The organism is Vagococcus humatus (assembly GCF_003950325.1).
Classification (GTDB): Bacteria; Bacillota; Bacilli; order Lactobacillales; family Vagococcaceae; genus Vagococcus_C; species Vagococcus_C humatus.
Window position 1 is genome coordinate 218,228 of the sequence record NZ_PXZH01000002.1, and the last position, 22,123, is coordinate 240,350.

The 22,123-nt window shown below is 34.3% G+C and carries 18 protein-coding genes; 9 read left to right on the forward strand and 9 right to left on the reverse strand.

Annotated elements, in window-relative coordinates:
- Window positions 1-27 precede the first annotated feature (27 nt).
- From C7P63_RS06110 to C7P63_RS06120, 3 genes are read right to left on the reverse strand one after another with little or no spacing between them, the layout of a single operon-like run.
- Window positions 28-1,041 carry an aspartate-semialdehyde dehydrogenase gene (locus C7P63_RS06110; RefSeq protein WP_125943277.1) on the reverse strand — a complete coding sequence of 338 codons (1,014 nt, stop codon included), beginning with the start codon at window positions 1,039-1,041 and terminating at the stop codon, window positions 28-30.
- A gap of 33 nt (window positions 1,042-1,074) precedes the next feature.
- Complete coding sequence (locus tag C7P63_RS06115) at window positions 1,075-2,382, reverse strand: aspartate kinase (protein WP_125943278.1); 1,308 nt, start codon at window positions 2,380-2,382, stop codon at window positions 1,075-1,077.
- Between the two features lie 8 nt (window positions 2,383-2,390).
- A complete protein-coding gene (locus C7P63_RS06120; protein ID WP_125943279.1) occupies window positions 2,391-3,527 on the reverse strand; it encodes a homoserine dehydrogenase in 1,137 nt (378 codons plus the stop codon).
- An 88-nt stretch (window positions 3,528-3,615) separates the two neighbouring features.
- On the opposite strand from C7P63_RS06120, the gene thrC reads away from it, so the two are divergent.
- The 9 genes from thrC to C7P63_RS06165 all read left to right on the forward strand — a co-directional run bounded on the left by thrC (window position 3,616) and on the right by C7P63_RS06165 (window position 13,288).
- Window positions 3,616-5,106: a threonine synthase gene (gene thrC / locus C7P63_RS06125; RefSeq protein WP_125943280.1), complete on the forward strand. Its 1,491-nt coding sequence runs from the start codon at window positions 3,616-3,618 to the stop codon at window positions 5,104-5,106.
- Complete coding sequence (thrB, locus tag C7P63_RS06130) at window positions 5,103-5,975, forward strand: homoserine kinase (RefSeq protein ID WP_125943281.1); 873 nt, start codon at window positions 5,103-5,105, stop codon at window positions 5,973-5,975. Before thrC ends, thrB begins: the two co-directional genes overlap by 4 nt.
- A complete protein-coding gene (locus tag C7P63_RS06135; RefSeq protein ID WP_125943282.1) occupies window positions 5,969-6,406 on the forward strand; it encodes an ACT domain-containing protein in 438 nt (145 codons plus the stop codon). The genes thrB and C7P63_RS06135 overlap by 7 nt, the downstream gene beginning before the upstream one ends.
- A 172-nt stretch (window positions 6,407-6,578) precedes the next feature.
- Window positions 6,579-7,484 (forward strand): patatin-like phospholipase family protein, encoded by a 906-nt coding sequence (locus C7P63_RS06140; protein ID WP_125943283.1) that lies wholly within the window; start codon window positions 6,579-6,581, stop codon window positions 7,482-7,484.
- Window positions 7,485-7,564: 80 nt separating this feature from the next.
- Entirely contained in the window at window positions 7,565-8,446 is an 882-nt protein-coding gene (locus C7P63_RS06145; protein WP_125943284.1) for a DegV family protein, read from the forward strand.
- Between the two features lie 158 nt (window positions 8,447-8,604).
- Window positions 8,605-9,129, forward strand: coding sequence for a prolipoprotein diacylglyceryl transferase (locus C7P63_RS06150; protein WP_125943285.1), 525 nt, complete (start codon window positions 8,605-8,607; stop codon window positions 9,127-9,129).
- Window positions 9,129-9,836, forward strand: a complete 708-nt coding sequence (locus C7P63_RS06155) for a DUF6681 family protein (RefSeq protein ID WP_125943286.1) — start codon at window positions 9,129-9,131, stop codon at window positions 9,834-9,836. Before C7P63_RS06150 ends, C7P63_RS06155 begins: the two co-directional genes overlap by 1 nt.
- Before the next feature lie 669 nt (window positions 9,837-10,505).
- A complete protein-coding gene (locus tag C7P63_RS06160) occupies window positions 10,506-11,969 on the forward strand; it encodes a peptide MFS transporter (RefSeq protein WP_125943287.1) in 1,464 nt (487 codons plus the stop codon).
- Between the two features lie 164 nt (window positions 11,970-12,133).
- Window positions 12,134-13,288 carry a cation:proton antiporter gene (locus C7P63_RS06165; RefSeq protein WP_125943288.1) on the forward strand — a complete coding sequence of 385 codons (1,155 nt, stop codon included), beginning with the start codon at window positions 12,134-12,136 and terminating at the stop codon, window positions 13,286-13,288.
- A gap of 49 nt (window positions 13,289-13,337) precedes the next feature.
- On the opposite strand, the gene C7P63_RS06170 is transcribed toward C7P63_RS06165, so the two are convergent.
- The 6 genes from C7P63_RS06170 to C7P63_RS06195 all read right to left on the reverse strand — a co-directional run bounded on the left by C7P63_RS06170 (window position 13,338) and on the right by C7P63_RS06195 (window position 22,085).
- A complete protein-coding gene (locus C7P63_RS06170; RefSeq protein WP_125943289.1) occupies window positions 13,338-15,293 on the reverse strand; it encodes a vWA domain-containing protein in 1,956 nt (651 codons plus the stop codon).
- On the reverse strand, window positions 15,277-16,503 hold the full coding sequence (locus C7P63_RS06175) for a hypothetical protein (protein WP_125943290.1): 1,227 nt from the start codon (window positions 16,501-16,503) through the stop codon (window positions 15,277-15,279). Before C7P63_RS06175 ends, C7P63_RS06170 begins: the two co-directional genes overlap by 17 nt.
- Complete coding sequence (locus tag C7P63_RS06180; RefSeq protein ID WP_207852990.1) at window positions 16,500-18,596, reverse strand: hypothetical protein; 2,097 nt, start codon at window positions 18,594-18,596, stop codon at window positions 16,500-16,502. The genes C7P63_RS06175 and C7P63_RS06180 overlap by 4 nt, the downstream gene beginning before the upstream one ends.
- An 87-nt stretch (window positions 18,597-18,683) precedes the next feature.
- Window positions 18,684-20,477 carry an oleate hydratase gene (locus C7P63_RS06185; protein ID WP_125943291.1) on the reverse strand — a complete coding sequence of 598 codons (1,794 nt, stop codon included), beginning with the start codon at window positions 20,475-20,477 and terminating at the stop codon, window positions 18,684-18,686.
- A gap of 183 nt (window positions 20,478-20,660) precedes the next feature.
- Window positions 20,661-21,230 (reverse strand): TetR/AcrR family transcriptional regulator, encoded by a 570-nt coding sequence (locus C7P63_RS06190; RefSeq protein ID WP_125943292.1) that lies wholly within the window; start codon window positions 21,228-21,230, stop codon window positions 20,661-20,663.
- A 72-nt stretch (window positions 21,231-21,302) separates the two neighbouring features.
- Window positions 21,303-22,085: a PHP domain-containing protein gene (locus C7P63_RS06195; RefSeq protein WP_125943293.1), complete on the reverse strand. Its 783-nt coding sequence runs from the start codon at window positions 22,083-22,085 to the stop codon at window positions 21,303-21,305.
- Between the last annotated feature and the right edge of the window lie 38 nt (window positions 22,086-22,123).

Consider the following 22,123-nt stretch of genomic DNA (forward strand, 5'->3'; position numbering starts at 1 on the left):
AGGCACTCTTTTTTAGCTGAAAATTTGTTAGGCATAATCTTTTAAATAACTCTCTAGTATTTGAATACTATTAGTTGCAGCACCTTTTCTCAGTTGATCTCCGCAACACCAAAAACTAATGGCAGTTTGATTACCAATTGGTTGTTTTCTAATTCGACCTACATAGATTAAATCTTGATTACTTGTATCTAAAGGAGTTGGGTATTCGTAGTTAAGAGGATCGTCTACAACTTTTACTCCTTTAGCATGGGATAAAATTACTTTGACTTGTGAGACATCTAAGTCTTGCTCAAAGAAAAGCGTAATCGATTCAGAGTGAGAACGAATAACTGGTACTCGAACACAAGTACAAATAACTTGTAAGTCTTGATGGTGGAGAATTTTTCTACTTTCATTTTGTAGTTTTAATTCTTCGCTGGTATTGCCTTCCTCATCAAAGGAACCAATTTGCGGAATTAAGTTATAGGCAATTTGACGAGGAAAAATAGCAGGTTGCGGGATTTTATTCATTTGTAAATCATGGGTTTGAGTAGTTAATTCTTCCATTCCTTTAATTCCAGCACCTGAAACAGCTTGATAAGTTGACACAATCATAGACTGAATAGGATAACAAGCATGTAAAGGAGCGATAGCCATCAAAGCAATAATAGTGGAACAGTTAGGGTTCGCAATTACACCATTTTGAGAGGAGATATCTTCTGGATTAATTTCAGGGATAACTAAAGGAACTTGTTGGTTTAGTCGGTAAAGACTAGAGTTATCGATGACTAAACATCCTTTTTCTACTGCTATAGGAATAAAACGTTGAGCGACGTCATTATCTAAAGCAGATAAAACTACCTCTATTTCGTTAAAACTATCAGGAGTAAGCTGTTCAACGACTAATTCCGTTTCTCTAAAGGGAAATTTTTTTCCAGCACTTTTAGCAGAAGCAAAAATCCGTAGATTATTACTAGGCCATTTTTTTTCAGATAAGATGCTTAACATTTCCTGACCTACTGCACCTGTGACTCCTAAAATGGCTAAACGACATGTTTTCATTACAGTTAACTCCTTTATAAAATAGTTAGTGAGCTATTCAAATTCGTTGTAAATGGCTTGAATAGTTCGTTCGTAGTCTTTATTAGTTACCGCTAGAATAATAGTGGTTTCATTACTAGTTTGAGAGATCATCGAGATATTAATCTGTTGTTCTCCTAGGGCATCAAATAAACGACCGCTCATGCCAGTTTTATGTTTCATAAAGCGTGAGACGACAGCAATCAAAGAAATATCATTAGCCACAGTGACTTCATTTGCTCCGCATTTTTCTTTTAATTGATAAATCACATCATAATATCTTGGTCGTAGCTGGCTAGAGTCAATCACTAGTGAAAAGGTATCAATACTAGTTGAAATATGCTCAATTTGGATGCGATTTTCCTCTAATACTTCTAAAGCTTTTCGAATAGTCCCAAATTCATTAGACATGTGTTCTTTAATTACAGTTATAATAGAAAAATCATTTTTACCAGCAATACCTGTAATTTCTTGTGAGCGTTCTTGTGTGACTTTATTTAAAATAATTGTCCCAGGATTAGTTGGCTCATTGGTATTTAAAATATAGATTGGAATGTTTTTATCTTTAACTGGGTAAATCGCTTCTTCATGTAAAACAGAAGCTCCCATATAAGAAAGCTCTCTTAACTCTTCATAAGTGATGAGATCAATTTGATGAGGCTGATGGACAATAGAAGGATCTGCTTTTAAAATACCAGACACATCTGTCCAATTTTCATAACAAGTAGCATCTGATAAGTTAGCCAAAATACTTCCAGTAATGTCACTGCCTCCTCTAGACATGGTTTTAATTTTTCCGTCTGGATAGGCACCGTAAAAGCCAGGAACTACAATACAAGAAGTCTCTTCCATAATACTTGAAAAAGCTAATGCCATTTTAGAATAATCTAAGCTACCATCATAGCTAAAGAAAATTAAGTTTTTAGCATCCACAAAGGTGTAGCCTAGATAATCTGCCAGAAGTTGAGCCGTTAAGTATTCCCCGCGACTGACTAAATAATCACAGTCAATGTGATCGTAAATTTGTGTGTATAATAAATCAATTTCTTGTTTGATATTAGTAGATAGTTCTAAACTTTTTTCGATACCTAATAATTTTTCTTTAATCATGTCAAAAAGTGGATCAACTGGCATACCATAACGTTTATGTTCAAAACATAAGTAAAGTAAATCAGTAATTTTATGATCTTCATGACTTTCTTTGCCACTAGCACTTGTGACAACGATTTTTCTAGCTGGGTCACTTTCTATAATTTGTTTTACTTTTTCAAATTGTGAAGGACTTGCTACACTACTGCCACCAAATTTTGCTACTTTTACCATTGTTTATGTCACCCCAAGTTATTCATTATTCTAACGACAACAGCCTGTGGATCATCTAAGTAAGCAAGCAGTTCTTTTACCTGGACTGTTGTGAGATAGGTTGTCTGATAATAGTGAGAATCTTTTGCTTGAATCCATTGCTCTGGTATTTTTTTAGAGCTTTTGATTACATAAGCATGTGAGTCTAAAGGACGGTATTGTAATTGGTTAAGAGGTAAGGATTGTTGGTCTTTTTTTCCTTCCTGTATATCTAAAAGATTTTGAACAATAGCGTCAGCAGTTGCTTTTTTTCCAGCTCCTTGTCCAAAGAATTTTAATGTCCCAATATTACTTCCTACAAGAGAGACTAAATTATATTGGTCAAAAACGTTTCCTTCTAAACTGTGTGTATCTACAGCATTAAGTAGAACGCTCCCCTCATAGGTTTCTCCCTTCACTTGTATATCTCCTAAATATTTTAGCGTAAAGCCTTTTTGTTTAAAATAAGATATGTCAGCTTGAGAAATATATCTCATACTACAAGTGAGTAACTCTTCAGGATTAATTTTACCATTAAAAGCAACAGAGGCACTAATATTTATCTTATTTAAAATATCTATACCATCAATATCTGCACTAGGATCTGCTTCTGCGTAACCTAATTCTTGAGCTTTTGTTAAAACCTGCTCAAAGTTTTTTTCTTCTTGTGTCATTTTCGTTAGGATAAAGTTAGAGGTGCCATTTAAAATACCGTAACATCTAGAAATAGTATTAGCTTTTTTAGCTCGTTCTAAATGATGAATCCAAGGAATTCCTCCAGCTACACTGGCTTCAAATAAAAAAGAAACTTGATTATCTTGGGCTAGTTGTTTGAAATACTCATAATAAGGCGCAATCACTGCTTTATTAGCACTGACTACGTGTTTTCCCTGTTTAAGACAAGCTGTGATGCATTCATAGGCGGGATGGATACCATTTAAGGTTTCAACCACACAGGTAATGTCTTCATCTAGTAAAATTTGTTTAAAATCTTCACACCATAAAGGAATTTGTTTGTCAGGATTAGGTCGGTTCCAAATTTTTTTGACTTGAATGTGTGAGTGTTGTTCTAGCAATTCGTAGACGCCTGAACCGACTGTGCCGTAACCTAAGATAGCAATTTTCATGTTTCACCATGTCTTTCTCAAGAATACACTTGTGTTTATATGGAGAACATTGTACCATAGGCATATATGAAAAACAAGGAGTGTTTGGATGAAAAAAAGGTATCAGAGTACTAGAAATGAAGATGTTTTAGCAACTTCTAGTGAAGCCATATTAACAGGCATGAGTCCTGATGGAGGGTTATTTGTTTTAAAAGATATCCCTCGCTATATGACCTCTAGCGAAAAGTTAATGGATAAAAACTATCAGCAGTTGGCGATTGATGTTTTAACCTTATTTTTAGAAGATTTTACGTTAGAACAAATTGAATACTGTGTTAATAAGGCTTATACTGATACTTTTTCTGATGAAAAAGTGACGCCTTTAAAAAAAGTAGGAGAACACTATATTTTAGAGTTGTTTCATGGTCCAACTAGTGCCTTTAAAGATATTGCTCTAGCTCTTTTACCTAGATTAATGGAAACTTCTTTAACCATTCAAAAGAGATCTGAGACTTTGTTGATTTTAACAGCTACCAGTGGAGATACAGGTAAAGCAGCTTTAGAAGGGTTTAAAGACAATCCATTGGTTAAGTTAATCGTTTTTTATCCGGATCAAGGAGTATCTAACATTCAGAAATTACAAATGGAAACTCAAGAAGGACTAAATGTAAGAGTGACGGCTATTGATGGTCATTTTGATGATGCCCAAACGGCAGTGAAAACCTTGTTTAATGATGAGGATTTAAAGCAACATTTAAATCAAGTAGGCATTCAATTATCTAGTGCCAACTCTATTAACATTGGTCGCTTGATTCCTCAAATAGTTTATTACTTAGATGCTTACCGGCAACTGTTAGTAAATCATGATATTCAAGTAGATGAATTAGTTGATTTTATTGTTCCCACAGGAAATTTTGGGGATATATTAGCTGGTTACTATGCAAAACAATTAGGTTTACCAATTAGAAAATTGGTTTGTGCTTCCAATCAAAATCATGTTTTAACAGATTTTTTATCCACTGGTTGCTATGATAGTCGTCGTCAGTTTTATAAAACCAGTTCACCTAGTATGGATATTTTAATTTCATCCAATTTAGAAAGATTACTTTTTTATGCTAGTGGTCAAGATGAACCTTATGTAAAAAAATGTATGGAGACTTTAGCAACAACAGGTCAGTTTACAGTTAATCAAAAAGTGTTAACCAATATTCAACAAGATTTTGCTTGTGGCTATGTGACAGATCAAGAGGTACTTGAAACAATTGGCGAGGTTTATAAAGAACACCACTATTTACTAGATCCTCATACAGCTGTTGCTTATCGAGTGATGAAAGAAAGAGGAGATGAGTTGGTCAAGCAAGTTGTACTAGCTACAGCTTCGCCCTATAAATTTTTAGAAACAGTTGCTAAAGGGATTCAAATGAAAAATCCTGCTGAAGATCCTTTTAGGTTGATGTTACAACTAGAAGAGAAAACGAACACTCAAGCTCCGTCTTCTTTAAAGGAATTACAGAAAAAGCCCGTTCGGTTTTCTGACTGTTTAGATAAAGCTTACATAAAAGATTATGTCGTACAACAAGTAAAGGAGCTGACTAAATGATTGAGATACGTGTTCCAGCTACATCTGCTAACTTAGGGTTAGGTTTTGACTGTTTAGGAATGGCTCTAACTATGGAAGCTTCTGTTCAGTTTTCAAGTAGTGACCAGTTAATCATTACTGGGTGTGATAAAAAGTATCAAGGAGCGGATAATTTAATTTATCAAGCTTACTGTCACGGGATGAGTTATTTAAATCAAGTAGCTTTACCTGTTCATATTCATATTAATAGTCCTATTCCTCCAGCTAGAGGGCTAGGAAGTAGTGCGACTTGTGTTGTAGCAGGGATACTGGCTGCTTATGGGTTAACTGGTACCCCAGTTAATCGAGAGGAAGTTTTAAAGTTAGCAACTGAATTGGAAGGACATCCTGATAATGTAGCCCCAGCTATTTTAGGCGGATTGACTGCTTCTTATCAAGGGGAGAAGCAAATTTATACTATTACTTATCCGGTTCACAGCTCGTACCGGTTTGCTGTCTTTATCCCAGATTTTCCTTTAGAAACACAAAAAGCTAGAGCAGTGTTGCCTCAGCAGATTGCTTTTTCTGAAGCTGTTTCTAATCAGAGTCAACTATTATGTATGTTAGAAAGTTTAAAACAAGGAGAGGGGACTTGGTTAAAAGAGGTGTTAAAAGATCATTTGCACGAGCCTTACCGTAAAAAACTGATTACAGAATATGAACAAGTTAAAAAAATAGCGGAAAGAACTGGAGCAATTAGTTTGGTTATTTCAGGAAGTGGCCCAACCTTGTTAGCTATTTATCAAGAGCAAGTTCCTTTAGCTGAATTAACAGCAGAACTTAAACAATTAGAACACAAGTGGGATTGCCAAGAGCTATCTATAGAAACTAAAGGAGCTTACATATGTTAGAAAACTATTTGATTGTGGATGAACAAGTGTTGCCAGAAGTTTTTAGTAAGGTAATTCAAGTCAAACAATTATTAAATACCGGCAAACACACACAAATTAGTGAAGCAGTTAAAGAAGTAGGCATTTCTAGAAGTGCTTATTATAAGTACAAAGATCATGTTTTTTCTTCTGAGTCTGTTTCACTTGTGCGTAAGGCATTAATTTCTTTTGTGTTAACAGATGTGAAAGGGTTACTTTCAACTGTTTTAAATGCTATATCAGATTTTGGAGGGAGTATTTTGACTATTAACCAAAATATTCCCATTCAACAAAAAGCTAATGTGATTGTCAGTTTAGACATGCAAGATTTAAGAATTCCTATTCAAGAATTGTTAGATAATATTGCTAAAATACCAGGAGTTAGTAAGGTGAGTTTACTGTCAATTGACTAAGCCTGATTAAAAAGAACTAGTTAAGAAAATAAGATAGACCTGTTTAGCTAGAGGGGTATCTGTTTTAAAAAACTAGTTCTTTTTTAGTAGAAAAGATTATGACTAGGGAAAATATAGGTAGGTATGGTAAAATTTTGATTAGACAAATGAGTAAGTGAAAGAAGGAATGATGATGAACCATCATACATATTCTAGGTTGAACGAGATACCAGTAGGCAAAGCCTCTGATCATATAACAAAAGGTTGCCTTGTTTTAGAAGGCGGGGCTTTTAGAGGAATGTATACACAAGGTGTTTTAGATCTATTGATGAAAGAAGACCTTAATTTTGAGTGTACGATTGGTTGTTCTGCTGGAGCCATGAGTGGGATTAACTATGTGTCTGGACAAATCGGACGTGCAGCTAAGATTAATTTAACTTATCGGCATGATAGTCGTTATGTAGGGCTTAAATCAATTAAACCTAATCATGGGGTTATTGGGTTTGATTTTGTTTTTGATCAAGTAGATCACAAGTATCCTTTTGATAGGAAACGATTTTTTAAAGAAAACCGCCGATTTGTTGCAGTAGCCACAGATTGTATCACTGGTAAGGCAGCTTATTTTGAAAAAGGGAAAACTTCAGATATTTTAGCAGGAGTACAGGCTTCTGCTAGTATGCCTTTTGCTTCTAAAATGGTGAAAATAGGTAACAGTGTTTATTTAGATGGGGGTTGTAGTGATAAAATTCCTTTTCAATGGGGGATTGATCAAGGATATGACAAAGTGATTGTTGTTCGAACTAGAGAGGATGCTTACCGCAAGCCTGCTTCTGATCCCTTGGTTCACTATGCTAAGCATCTTTACCAAGACTATCCTAAGTTTATGGAGGCCCTGGAAGAGATGGATGCTAAATATAATCAACAGTGTGATGAGATAGAACAATTAGCTCAAGCTGGAAAGATATTTGTTATTAGTCCTTCTTCGCCAGTCACAGTAGGACGGTTAGAAAAGGATGTTGAAAAGTTAGGGGATTTATATGTACAAGGTTATTCTGATGCTAAAGCCTCTTTGCCTTTGTTAAGAAAGTATTTGGAATAGGGTTTATTTTAAGAAGAAATAAAAATGGTATAATATACTTGGAGGTTATTTGTTAGGACCTTTTTAGGAGGAGATTATCTATGTCAGATTTTATATTAAGTTGTTGTTCTACTGCAGATTTATCGAAGGAGCATTTTTTAAATCGAGATATTCAGTATATATGTTTTCATTATTCTTTAAATGGCGTTTCATATCTAGATGATTTAGGAGAGTCTATGTCATTTGATGAGTTTTATCATCAAATGGAGCAAGGAGCTGAAACTAAAACATCCCAAGTAAATGTAGACGAATTTATTCAGTATTTTCGCCAATTATTAAAAGAAGGAAAAGATATTATTCATGTGTCACTTTCTTCTGGTTTATCTGGCGTGATTAATTCTGCTTATATGGCAAAAGAGCGAGTGTTAGAAGAATATCCAGAGCGGCAGATCACTATCATCGATTCTTTAGCAGCTTCATCTGGTTATGGTTTATTAATGGATAAATTAGCAGATTTAAGAGATGAAGGTTTTGAGTATCAGCAAGTCATCGATTGGGCTGAAATACATAAGTTAGAGTTAAATCATTGGTTTTTCTCTATGGATTTAAGTTTTTACGTTAAAGGTGGTCGTATCTCTAAAACTTCAGGTTTTGTTGGTAATCTTTTAAATATCATTCCTTTATTAAATATGGGGGAACAAGGAGAATTGGTTCCTTACGCTAAAATTAGAGGGAAGAAAAAAGTGGTTAAAACGATTGTAGAAGAAATGACAACACATGCTAACAGCGGGCTAGCCTATGCTGATAAATGTTATATCTCGCATTCTGCTTGTTTAGAAGATGCTAAGCGTGTTGCAGAGTTGGTAGAAGAAACATTTCCTCATCTGAAAGAGAAAGTAGAAATTAATTCCATTGGAACTACAATTGGTAGTCACACTGGACCCAATACAGTGGCTTTGTTTTTTTGGGGAGATCAGCGTTAAGGACTGTTATAACAAACTTTTTGTTGCCGGTGAAACGGATATACAAGAAGTTTGTTATTTTTTTAAGCTTATGTTAAATAAGAAGAGATAGCTTAGGATTTTAAAAAGAGCATGCTAAAATAAGGACAAGTGAAGTAAATTAATGGAGATGAAAAAAATTGAGTAAGAAAAAAGTTGTCGCTCCTTTTTTAAAACCGTTAGCAATTTTGACTATTTCAGTAGGGATTTGCACAACAACGGCAGTAGTAGATAATAAAGGATATAAACCACCGAAAACTAATATAGAACAGCCAAAAGAAACGAATCCTACAGATGTTAAAACTAATCAATCTAAAGAGGAACAACCGGACCAGACTCATAGTCAAAGCGATGAGCAAACAAAAGAGAGTAGCGAACTGGAAAACTCTCAAACAAATTCCGAAAATTCTCAGCCTGTAGATAAAGATAAACCAAAACAGTCTGTAGAAGACCAACCTAGTACTCCTGCTAAAGAAGAGGAAGAAACTAAACCAGATAGTTCTAATTCTCAGCCAGATGAAAGTACAGATTCTAATATTAATGAGCAACCTGATTCCAGTCAGCCTTCTGGAGAAGATTCTCAGCCGACTCAAAATGAAACGAGTCAAAATAATGGGGCAAAAAATCAATCTGTTACAAATAATTATGAAGGGGGACAAAGTTAATGGAGGCACTTTTGACTCTTATTTTTAGTAATATTAGTAAGTTTTTAAACTATTTAAACATTAATCCCCGCTTACAAAATAAAATTTTTACAGTAGTTAGCGTTTTTCCAACGCTTTATATTTTAAGGATTGTCAAAGGTTATTTTCAAAATGGTAACCACTTACGAGGGATTATTTACTTATTGATTTTTATCGTGTTAATGTATTTTATTGTCGTTAATTTTTTGTATTATTTTAAAGAGCGTAAAGTTAAATGGGATGTTACCAACTTAATTGAAGATATTGTACCAGAAGATACAACTTTTGGTGGAAGTGTCCCAACTAACTCACTTGAGACTTCTTCGATTAAAGGACAAAAAATAAAATTAAACCTTAGTGAAGATAGCGATATAATTATTGAAGAAGTTGTTGATAAGTTGGTAACAACTGGTGAAATTAAGTTAAATTCTTTAGAGCAAGAGGGGTATTTATTAGATAAATATACATTAATTCCTTACTATAAAATCCGTAAAGAAACTTTATGGATAGGTAGTAGTTATAAAGATATGAAGCCAGTTGCTAGTATTGTTCAACTAGATGACCGAGATGAATTGATTCCTTTAGGGGTATTTCTAATTGGCGGACCTTACCGAGAAGGACCAATAACTTATAAAGAACCTTTTAGACTTCAGTTACGGGTAAAAGACCGAGAAGGAAGAGTATCCTAAAATTTATATCTAAATACATGAGAAAAGCCTCCACCTACAGATGTTAAGACTGATAGGTGGAGGCTTTTTTAGTTAGTTAGCGTGATATTATTAAAGAACTCTAAAAAAGTTTTCTGAAAAACTGTGAATATATAAAGTAAGATTTTATTTCAACTTTTTTTGATAGGTAGGTTGATATAACAGTCTTAATAGCCTCTTGGTTTTAAATAAAATAACTCAATCTTTGTTTTATTAAATAACGATTTTTAAAATAATGTTTTTTTATTCAATTTGTTGAATAGAAATTCATGTTATTAAAAATAAAAAAGAAAAAAGAGATGAGCTAGGTTAATTAAATTAGAAAATAGGAGTTCTATGAGAAATTTATTCATTTTTTTAGTTAGTCATTTAAATAGTTTGTAAAAACCTTAAAAGCTTAGATAACAATGGTTTTTACGGCATGTTCGATTAGTTTATTTTTTTATTTAATTTATTAGTATAGGTAAAAAATATCACAAGATTAAAAAATAAAAAGATTTTTTTCATCAACTTATATTGCCAACTGTAATTATAGAATGTATAATTAACTAATTATATGAGGTATTTATTTTGCTAATTTGGTAAGCGAAATAAAACAGAAAACTTTCAAAAAATAATGATAGTTTCTGCAAATTATAAAGGTGGTTTATTATGGATACCAAAGAAAAAACGTTTTTGGGTCAGCCAATAGGTTTGGCCACACTCTTTTTTACAGAAATGTGGGAAAGATTTAGTTATTACGGTATGCGTGCAATTTTACTTTACTACATGTACGATACTGTTACAAATGGTGGATTAGGATTACCTAAATCTACATCGGTTGCTATTATGTCAGTTTATGGTTCTTTAGTTTTTATGTCCAGCATTGTCGGTGGATGGCTTGCGGATAGATTATTAGGATCTAGAAAAACTGTATTTTACGGTGGTTTGTTCATTATGTTTGGTCACGTGGTATTAGCCACACCTTTTGGCATTCCGGCTTTATTTGTTTCAATGATCATGATTGTTATTGGGACTGGGATGTTAAAAGCGAATGTATCTAGTATGGTAGGATCTCTTTATAGTAAAGAAGATTTACGCCGAGATGCAGGTTTCTCTATCTTTTATATGGGGATTAATATCGGTAGTTTGTTAGCCCCAATTATTGTCGGTACTTTGGGACAAAAAGTGAATTATCATTTAGGGTTTTCAGTGGCGGCTGTGGGAATGCTGTTTGGTTTAATTGTCTATTATTTCCAAGGCAAACGAACAATGCCAGGCATTGGTGTAGAACCAAGCAATCCAGTTGTTGGCTCTGAACGTCAAAAATTAGTGAAAGTATTTGGCTTAATATTATTAGTTGTAGCAGCTATTTTTGGCACTGCAGCGGTAACTGGTCATTTAACGATTGATTTCTTTATTAACTTTATTAGTGTATTGGGAATAGGTTTACCAGTTTTCTATTTTGTTAGAATGTTAAGTTCTAAAGATGTCTCACCAGAAGAAAGAAAAAGAGTGAGAGCCTATATTCCATTGTTTATTGCCGCAATTATTTTCTGGTCTTTAGAAGAGCAAGGTTCTTCTATTTTAGCGCTATTTGCTAGTGATAGAACACAAGGAACATTGTTTGGATTTAATATCCCAGCTAGCTGGTACCAAATTTTAAATCCTGTGTTTGTGGTAATGTTGACACCAGTTTTTGTTTGGTTATGGACGAAATTAGGAGATAAACAACCTACAACTGTTGTTAAATTCTCAATTGGGTTAGTCTTAGCTGGTTTATCGTTTGTCATATTAATGTTCCCTGGTTTATTGTTTGGAACGGATCAACGAGTTAGTCCATTATGGTTAGTCGCTAGTTTCTTTGTAATGATTTTAGGAGAAATGTGTTTATCTCCAGTAGGATTATCTGTTACCACTAAGTTAGCGCCTAAAGCATTTGAAGCTCAAACATTAGCTATTTGGTTATTAGCTGATGCGTCTTCTCAAGCTATTAATGCCCAAATCTCTAGATTTTATACAACTCAAACCGAATCTGCTTATTATGGGATTGTTGGTGCGGTAGCTGTGATTGCAGGAATTATTTTATTTACTATCCGAAAACCAATTCAAAATCTAATGGGAAATATTCATTAAGCTAGAATAACATAACTCTGTTAGCATTTTTATTGCGAGGAAATTAGATTTCAGATATAGTAAGAATAGAAGTGATGCTCAATTTGATAAAAAAATGAGCATCACTTTTTTTAGTCCATTAGAGAGAAGGTTTGGTAAACACATAAAAGAAAGGGGATTTTTTAATGGAATTACTATTAACGTTAATTATTATTTTGACTGGAACGAAACTAGCAGGTCAGCTGTCTATCCGGTTAGGGCAACCAGCTGTGTTAGGTAAATTGATCATAGGGATTATATTAGGGCCAGCCATGTTAGCTTGGGTGAACGATTCAGCTATTTTTCAAGAATTTTCTAACTTAGGAGTGTTACTCTTAATGTTTCTAGCTGGATTAGAAACAGATGCTGATCAGTTAAAGGCAAATTGGAAGCCTTCAGTAGCAGTAGCGGTTCTTGGTATTATTATTCCATTTATTAGTGCTTTTGGAGTAGGTTCTTTGTTTGGTTTTGGATTTAATGGCTCTATCTTTTTAGGGGTACTATTTTCAGCCACATCGGTAAGTATCACAGTTCAGGTTTTAAAAGAAATGGGTGTGATGCAAAGTCAAGAAGCTACAACGATCTTAGGGGCAGCAGTTGTTGATGATATTTTAGTTGTGACACTGTTAGCTTTTGTGATGTCTTTTATGGGAACAGATACTTCCCAAGTTTCTGTAGGATTACTGATTGCTAAAAAAATTCTCTTTTTCTTAGTGGCTTTTGTAGCAGGAATCTATCTTGTGCCAAAATTTTTACAATTGTTTGCTAAATTTAAAGTAACAGTACCAGTAACAGCAGCTGCTTTAATTATCTGTTTTGGTTTTGCTTATTTTGGTGAATTATTAGGAATGGCTGGTATCATTGGTACGTTTTTAGCAGGTCTCTTTATTTCCCAGACGCCGTTTAAAGAAGAAATTGAAGAAACAGTTGATCCGATAGCCAATGGTTTATTTGTCCCATTTTTTTATGTGAGTGTTGGATTAAGTATTTCTTTTGACGGAGTCTTAAGTCAAATGGGCTTGCTAGTAGTTTGCACCTTAGTAGCTATTTTATCTAAGTTACTAGGAGGCTATTTAGGAGCTCGAATGACAGGCTTCCCATCAGATTCAGCTTTTGGTATTGGAGCAGGAATGGTTTCTAGAGGAGAAGTGGCGTTGATTATTGGAACAACTGGGTTGAGTAGTGGTCTTTTAGCAGAAAACTACTATACCACTATTATTATTTCTGTGATTTTAACCACACTGATTGCACCACCTATTTTAAAACATTTCTTCTTAAAAATGGAACATCAGTCAGTTTAAAAATAGATAAGCAGTTAGCTTTAGTAATCCACTAAAGTTAACTGCTTTTTTAATAAGTAAAAATCGTTTCGATATGCTTTTTAACACTAGCTAACAATTTATCAGGTAAGGTATCAATTTCCTCTCCTAGACGAATACCATGTGGCTCTTTAAAGCCTTGATTCCAAATGAAATCAAATGTTTTTTCAACTTGTTCATTGTTGTTACCAATTTGAAAGGCAAACATTTCAACTTGTTTATCAAGTAATTTTTCAATGGCTGTTTTAGTAGCACCAGGAAAGCTAGAAGCTCCGTCAGTTATTTCAAAAATAAGTTTAACTTGCTTATGGCGAGCTAAATCATGTTCCTGCTTAGGAGTGATGCTATCTAAAATAGCTTCTAAACAGCTAGCGTCATCAGTAGCTCCTCCTTGTCCTTTTAAACTTATAACCGATTTAATCAACTCACTTTGCTGTTCTTTAGGAGAGGGTGAGTCAAAGCTTTTCAATTGGGTAAATTGACTACCGAAAAGCCAGGTTTCACTAGTTACTGTTAACCGGTTATGTAATAGATTGGCATTTTTTTGTAAGTAAGTATTAAAGTCCTCTAAAGATAATAAGGTAGCAGTCAGTGCTTTTCTAGCTGCTTCAATTTTTTCTGTATTCATCGAACCAGAATTGTCTAGTACAAAAGAAATTTCAATGATTTCAGGTAAAATATTTTCTTTAGGGGTTAAAACATAGCGACTAAAAATAGGGAGTTGTTTGTACTGCCCAGTTTGTTGGGCTTCTGAGAAGTCGGTATAATGCTGAATTAAACTGCCCACATCTAGTTTGCCTTTCACTTGAGCAGCTTGTTTAACACTTTGCTCTTTTTTAGCTTCTCCCACCACTTTTTGCCAAAAAAGTGCCATTTCTTGTCGTTCTTTTTTAACCGCTTGTTCGTAGTAATGGAATAGTTGTTGATCTGCTACAGTTATGTCGTAATTGGAAAGAGAACCTATGCCTTTCATCTGTTGTTGAAGGAGTTCTTTGGCATTAGATTCTTGTTCTAGAAGTTGTTCTAATATTTCTTTTTCTTCAGCTGGAGTAGCTTCTAAACTGTCTGCAGTTACGTCATTCGAGTCTTTTGTTAGACTTAAAGATTTTTCTAGGACCCCTTGTTTTGTGTTACTTTTTTTATTAGATGAAAGAGTCATCTGATCGATTTCTTGTTGCCATAACTTTTTAAAAAATGGATAGACAAAACTTTTTAAAAAAGCATCTTTTTGAAAAAGATCCGCTTCATTAGCCACGAGTTGTTTCATCTTCGTTTGAATAAATGAAGCATAAGGCTGTTGGAAAACGACCGCATCAAATGGATTATGAACAGTATCTAAAGAAATATAGTTTAATCCCTCAATTTCTAGTACGATAAAGCTTTGCACAAAGCCTTGATGAAGAGGTAGCTTTGTGATAGTTCCAGTTTTTTTTCCTTGGGTGTGTAAGTAAGACTGAATGTATTCTTTGTACTGAGGTTGTTGATAAATTGGACAAAGTTCTGCCACTCTTAAAAAAGCTAGATAATGGTCACAAGTATAGAAAAATTGGGTAAACTCTTGTTGGACATGGTTGATGGCCAACAGTGTTTTAGTTTCCTTATCTTCTGGAAAGTTACTTTGATTTAGAGCGTGTAATAAATAAGCTACCATAAAGTTGGCTTCTTGTTGCCAATAATCGAGTCTATTCAAATAAGCTTTAGGGTATTTTTTCCAATCAGGATAGAGGGATAATTCGTAATAAATATGCCAAAGCATTTGATTACCATCTAATTCTTTATCCAAAAAGCGACTAAGAGGCAAGTAAACTAGATTTGTTTTAGGATCAAATTTAATCCGGTCTCTATCTGCTTGAGGTAAATAGTTTAATTGTCCATTTTGGGTAAAGGTGGCTAAGGATCTTTCTTGTCGTTGTAAAAACTCTTCACAATTTTTTTGGGAAGTAATTTTTAAGGGAGCTTCGTCCCACCAACTAGTTAGTTTGTCCATAAGGCACCTCCCTTTTTTGGTAAGGATTAAACTGCTGTAAGTCTTGGGGATGACGCAGTGTTTGTATCCTTAGTAGTTGAAATGAATTATCAACATCTTGTAGTAAATAGTGGGTAGCATCTAGCCCAATGATATAGGTTAGCCACCAGTCAGATTGAGTGGCATAAGGGTTTATTTCCCATTGGTTAAAGTTTTCTTCTAAGAAATAAGCTTGTCCTAAGTCATTTAAAAAAAGTGCGGTTCCAGCTGCAGAACTGCCAGTAAATAAAGTTCCCTCTAAAGTCTGACCTGGTTGAACAGATAAATCTGGGTTAATAATAGCCCATTCTCCGTTTAAGCCTAAAACAGCTAATTGCCTTGTCAGCTTATTACTCCCAACTAAAGGCATAATCTTTTGAACAGAAGTAGTTAAACAAGGTATAGTGCTTCGTAAACGTATTTTTTTTGGCAGACATTGGATACATATGACCTTTCCTTTTTCATTCCCTAAAAATAAGAGATGAGTATTTAGTTGACAAATAGCTAAAAAAGGTTGGGGTGTATCTAATTGTTTTGTTTCTAAAATGACTGGATTAAAAAGAGAAGTCAGATTGACTCGGTAAAGAGTGCCTTTTTTACTGATAGCTAGACACTGATGGTGTTCTAATTTAAGTAACCATTGATTGTCTTTAAAGGCAATAGACTTACCTCCTTGTTTTAAGAGAGGTTTTTGCTGCATTTCTTCTGCAGCTAACAAGTCTTGTTTAGTCAAATAATAACTTTGGCCATTGCTGTCAAGAAATAAAAAAGAATTACCATAATCCATTACAGTGGTAAAGTTAACTGCTAGCGGATTAATCATAGGATAAGCAATTAGTTCATTTTTTTCTAAGTTGAGATTAACCCACTGAACTTTCCCAGAAAAATAGTGAACTAAAAAAGAATGTTCTGCTATTGGAAAGATTTGTTGAATCAGTGGGATAACATCCATATGTCCATAAGTTTTGACTGCTGACATGTGGAGTCCAACTTGTTTTTTATGTGTATCTGTTAGCCGAAAAAAAGGAAGTAGGTCTGTTAAAAGTGCTTGATTTGATGTTGTTAATTCCTTTAAGCTAGATAAAACAGAAGAGTCGATTGTTCCTGTTTGAAGACTGTCATTTAATAGCTGTCTTAGTTCTTCTAGTTGGCTGATAACTTGTTTAGCTTCAGTTTTAGGAAGTTGTTTCACAGTTTATCACCATCTTCAGTTAGAAATTGCCATAGAAACTGACTGTATTCTATTTGACTAAGTTCTTGGTCTAATTTTTGATAATTTTTTAAAGTCATCATAGGTTTTGTTTCTTTAAAGTTTGGATGCTCCTGTAGAGTTAGAGGAACACTGGTTCTAGCAGGTTGGTTTCCAAAAATTAATTGGATAACATCTAAATAGCTTAGTGTCTCGGTTGTAGGCCGAACATAGTGGTAAGGGTATTCCCTTATTTCATCATAGGTGGTTAAACCTTCCCCAGTTGCTTTAGTAGCCACACACCAACCATCTGCTTGTTGGAAAAATCCTAACCGAACCGCTTGGGATAGGATATAGTTTTGGTCATCTGGATAAGTAATCGAACTGATAAACCCTTCCCAAAGTGCCTGACTTAAATCTTTTTCTTCCCCTAAATTCCATTCATCTAGCACACGAATAATATTCCGAATAGATAATACTGATTCTCTTAATTCTAAATGACTCATAGTTTCTCCCTTTTCATCTTCAATCCATTTCCCCATAAAAATGTGTTGAGTTAATCGGGATAACTGGGCAAAGCGAAATAGTTCTGCTAGACTTTGTTTGGCATTAGGGAGTTGTAGTGTGCCATTTGGATTAGCTAATGTAGCTAACATAATTCGGAATAACTCATTTTTTTCAGGTTGTTCTTGTTGTGTTAAATCTCCAGTTAATTGTTGGGGCACATAGTTATATTCAATAGTTAGAAAACGAGACTGAAAAGCTGGGTTTAACTGGTTAGTCCCTTCGTAACTAACTAAATCAGTAGATAAATTACCTGTACCAATAAAACCAAAGCCAGGATGAATGTAGACAGGTCCTACGCCAGTGATATAGGCAGTTTGACCAGCGTGACGCTGTAAAATATCATTTAAAGCAATCAGGTTTTGCATTGCTATAGTATTTAATTCGTCCACAATCACAGGTCGACCTTGTTTAATGGCTAATAAAATTTCTCGGTCCATTTTTTGAATGGTGGTTCCAAAGCTACTGTTTTTAGCAATGAATAAATCAGAAAAACTTTTCCACACTTGAATTTTTAGCTGGAGAGATTCATCTGCTGTCAAATGATTTAAATAAGTGTCATGTTCCGTTAGCCACTGATTGTAGTCTGTAGCTAAGGTGTTAAGATAATCTGAAAAAGATTGAGACTGAAAAGTTTGTTCTAAGGTTAATGTTTTTTCAACAAACATATCTTCATAAGTTAAGTTATGTGAGCCAGAAATAAACAAAGGTCTTAAAGCTGCTATTTCTTCTTTTGAGCCATGAGTTAAAAGATGAATATAATGGGTGTGCTCCACTTGATACATTTTTTTGAAAAAAGTTAAGACCTCTTCTTTAGAAGCTTTCGGATGTGAGGTAAACCATTCTTCTAAAGCGGTTTCTAATTTTTGTTGAATTTTTCTTTGAATAATAAAATCAGTAGCTACCTCAATAGCTAATTGGGTTTTCCCACTGCCAAGATGACCTACAACATAAATAGGAGTTCCTTGTTTTAAGGCTTTTAGCATTTTTTCTTTGGTTTGTTGGACATAGGGCACTGAAACTAATCGCTGCTGATGTAAGTTGTCGATATCCTTTAACCATTGTTGCTGATAATACGTTTCCCAGGCTTCTGGTGAATGTTGGATAACTTGCTTGATTTCAGTTTTTAGTCTTTCTTTTTGGTCCACATGGTAACGAGTATAATCGTTACTTTTAAAGGTAAGACTTTCTTCTGTTTGGTCAAGATTTTTCTCCCAGTTTAGAAAAAAATCTTCGTAAGTAAATTCATTTTTTAACGTAAGTAGCTGCTGTTGTTGTTTCTCTTGTTCTGTCTTTTTAAAAGATAAATACTCTTTAAACAAAGGAGAAGAAGGATCTGTATCAGCTTGCTGATGATCTGATAAGACAGGTTCTCTAAAATGAGCAAAAAAAGGTTGCTGAATAAGTTGTTCTTTTTCAGCTTGTCTAATCTCTTTTAAAGAAATTTGGCGTAAATATTTTTCATAAAGATTTTGCAGTTGTTCTAGTGACATAGTTTCTGCTTGGTTGTGGTTGTATAGGTTCTCACTCACAGGAGCGCCTCCTTGTTATATGCCTGATTAAATAAAGGAAGATCCCGTTTTCGCGGGATCTCTTGATAAAAAGATAGATTGAAAGGCTTAAAGAATGTGATATTCTTTTAACAGTGTTTCAATTTCTGTGTCTTTAATTTGTTTAACTAGCTTATGTCTAAGAAGAGGTGGTAAGTCAATATCAGGTTTTTCTCCGTCAAGTAAGCTAGATACAGCACTTAATAAGTAACGAATGTCATATCTTGATGCATAAACTTCAGGTACGCCTTTTTCCACACCTGTTAACACATAAACAGCTTCCATTGCTGTTCTACCAGAGTATTCAATCGTGAAGACAGTATCTCGTCCTGGATCGTCTAAAGTTTCAGCGAACTGACCTAAAAAGGCAAAGTTTACACCATCTTTTGGTACAACATAAGGTCTGTCACCAGCTTTTCTTGGTAAGAATTGAGCAGTGATATAAGGCATCATAACAGGAACAGCTGTACAAGATTCTGCTAATTCATCAATTTCATTAACAGGTACACCAATATGGAATAACCATTCCTTAGTAATTTCTTTACCTGTACAGTCTCTCATTGGTTTTGTAATATAATCCCCAGGTACGTCAGATAGAAGTCCATAAACCCAAATTGCGACATCTTTTTCAGGTTGTCCGTAATATTGTTCTTGTCGGTTGATTGTCCAACTCATTAACCAAGAGGAGTCAATGGCAGAAACAATCCCACCTGAAACTGTTTTACCACCATAAGGAGACCGTTTAGTAATTTTTTCAATATAAGCAGGTACTCGTTCATCATGACAAGTGACAGTACAAGATTCCCAGTTGGATCTTTCTGGGTCATAACAGAATTTATCTGGATGACCAAATTCTTCTGATTGTTTAGCAATGTTTTGCCATAATGTCCAACATCCTTTAGGTTCTTTATTGAAAGGAGCAGGTGTGTTGTCATCTCCGTAGCCAGAACCTTCTGTAATGGAACCATTGGTAATGAAAACTAAATCATTTTCAGTTAAATCAATAGATAAATCTTTGCCATTTTTGTCTGTGGCTACAATTTTTTTCGCTACTTTTTTAGTAGGTGCTACATCAAATTCAACATTTGTAACAGTTACACCGTACTCAAATTTAGCTCCGTGATCTTTTAAGTATTTAACCATAGGCATAACAAAAGATGTATATTGGTCATGTCTAGAGAATTGTAAAGCAGATAAGTCAGGAAGTCCTCCAACGTGGTGGATAAACCGGTTCATGTATAATTTCATCTCTAAAGCACTGTCCCAGTTTTCAAAAGCAAACATGGTCCGCCAATATGCCCAGAAGTCACTGTTTAACAATTCGTCAGAGAAGATATCTTCAATGGCTTTATCTTCTAATTCTTCATCGGTTGTTCCAACGAAAAAGGCTAATTCTTTGGCTAAGTCCTGACCTAAGTTAAATTTACCATTATCGTAACGTTCTCCCCGATTTTTAGTAATCCGGCAATTACTGTAGTTAGGATCATCGTAGTTTGTATAATAAAAGTGATCTAGTACACTCATACTAGGATCTTCTGTAGCAGGTAAAGAGCTAAATAAACTCCAAAGCACTTCAAAATGGTGTCCCATTTCTCGTCCACCACGAGCTACATAGCCTGCATTTTGTAAAACTTCTCCATCTAAAGAGCCACCAGGTAATTCTAATTGTTCTAAGAAAGTAATTTTACTGCCGTCCATATGAGCATCTCGGACTAAAAAGCAACCAGCTGCTAAAGAAGCAATCCCAGTGCCGATTAAGTAAGCTTTTTTATCTTCGATGTTTTTAGGTTTTCTTGCGTTGACTAAAGAGTGATAAGTACCGTTAGTTAAAGTAAGTCTTGGATCGTGTGTTTTTAATTCCATGAATTTATCCTTCTTTCTTTTATCTAACTCATGATAGATGGTTTATTTCTAATAGTTACCATCTAATTTCATTATACGGTGTAAAAAAATAAGAAACATTAAACAAAAAAGCATGATGCCTAAATTTTAGGCATCATGCTTTAAGTGTCTAGTAGATTATCCAGTTGTAAAAACTTAAACCGTTTATATACGAGGAGAATGTGAACTTCTGAGGAGTGAGGCTTGAATGTTTCCATCAAATAGATAGCCAACCCGTTTTATTACCTGTTCAGGGTCTTCTTTCATTCCTGTTTCAATCCAATGTAAAACCATACCTGTTAAAGCACATTGGTAGAAAGAAGTAATTAACTGTTTATCTTGGTTTAAAGCTTCTAGTTGTTCACTTTCATGTTCTACGTATTTTTCCATAATGTTTCCAGAAGTATTAAAAATATAAGAGGTCAACTCTTCTCGCTGCATTGAGTCATAAACATGATAGAGAGCAGTTTTGTTGTTAAGAGCTAATTTAGTTGCCACCATAAAACTTTTCTCCCATGATAATGTTTGGTTGTATTCATCAATCACAGCTTGTAGCTCTGTTCTAAAAATTTCAGATAACAGTTCGTAAATATCTGCGTAATAATAGTAAAAAGCATTTCGGTTAAGATCACAAGCTATGGTTAAATCTTTGACAGTAATTCTTTTTAAAGGTCGTTCGTTAAGCATCTTAATAAAAGTATCTTGAATTAATTTTTTTGTATATTGATGTGCCAAGCTATCTCACCATCCTTGCTCTTCATTATATCATGTGAAAGGAGACTAAAAAAGAACCAGTCTTACTAGCAGTTAAAAAGTGACTAGCGTCAATTGTTGCTGCTGATACGTTGCTAACTGATTAATTTGAAAGGAATGTAGTAAATCTTTCATCTCTTGAAATCCCATTTCATAATCAGAAGCACGGTGAGCATCAGAGCCTAAAGTAAATAAATAGCCTCCCAAGGAAAGGTATAGTGGAATGACATAGGTATATAACTTTTTATTTTTGTAAGTTAAGATACTTTTAGCATTAAGTTCTAATGCCATATTTTTAGCAATAATTTCTTTTAAAATGGGGATTAGGAAAGGTTCTGCTATCTGTTTGAAATCATTGACAGATAGGGATAGTTTTCTAACACCATAGTCAAAGTGAGTCAAAACTTGAGCGTTTGAAAATTCTTTGACAGCTTGTAACATCTGGGTGTAATAAGCAGCAGTGACTTCTTTAGGATCTAAAGAGAGAATATTATTGTCCATATAGTCTAGCTGCCCATTTTGATGCACACTTAATAAAATAAGATCAAATTCTTTTCCTTTTAAAAAATGTTGAATATCTAGCTGATGTTGATTTAAATATCCGACTTCAATCCCTGTTAAAAAAGTGGTGTTAGGATATTGCTTTCTTAAACTATCTAATTCTTGAGTATAGTTAGCGTAATCTGGCAAGCTATCATTAAAATGATCACTTGGATTTTTAAAGTCAAGATGTTCTGTGGTAATGAAAATAGACGGCTGATGCTGCAAATAATGATGAAAACTTTCTTTTGAATCAAATGAATGATGACTGTGCAAATGTTGATCGTAATAAATCATTCAATTCCCTCCTTATATGAATAAAGTTAATGTAGCAT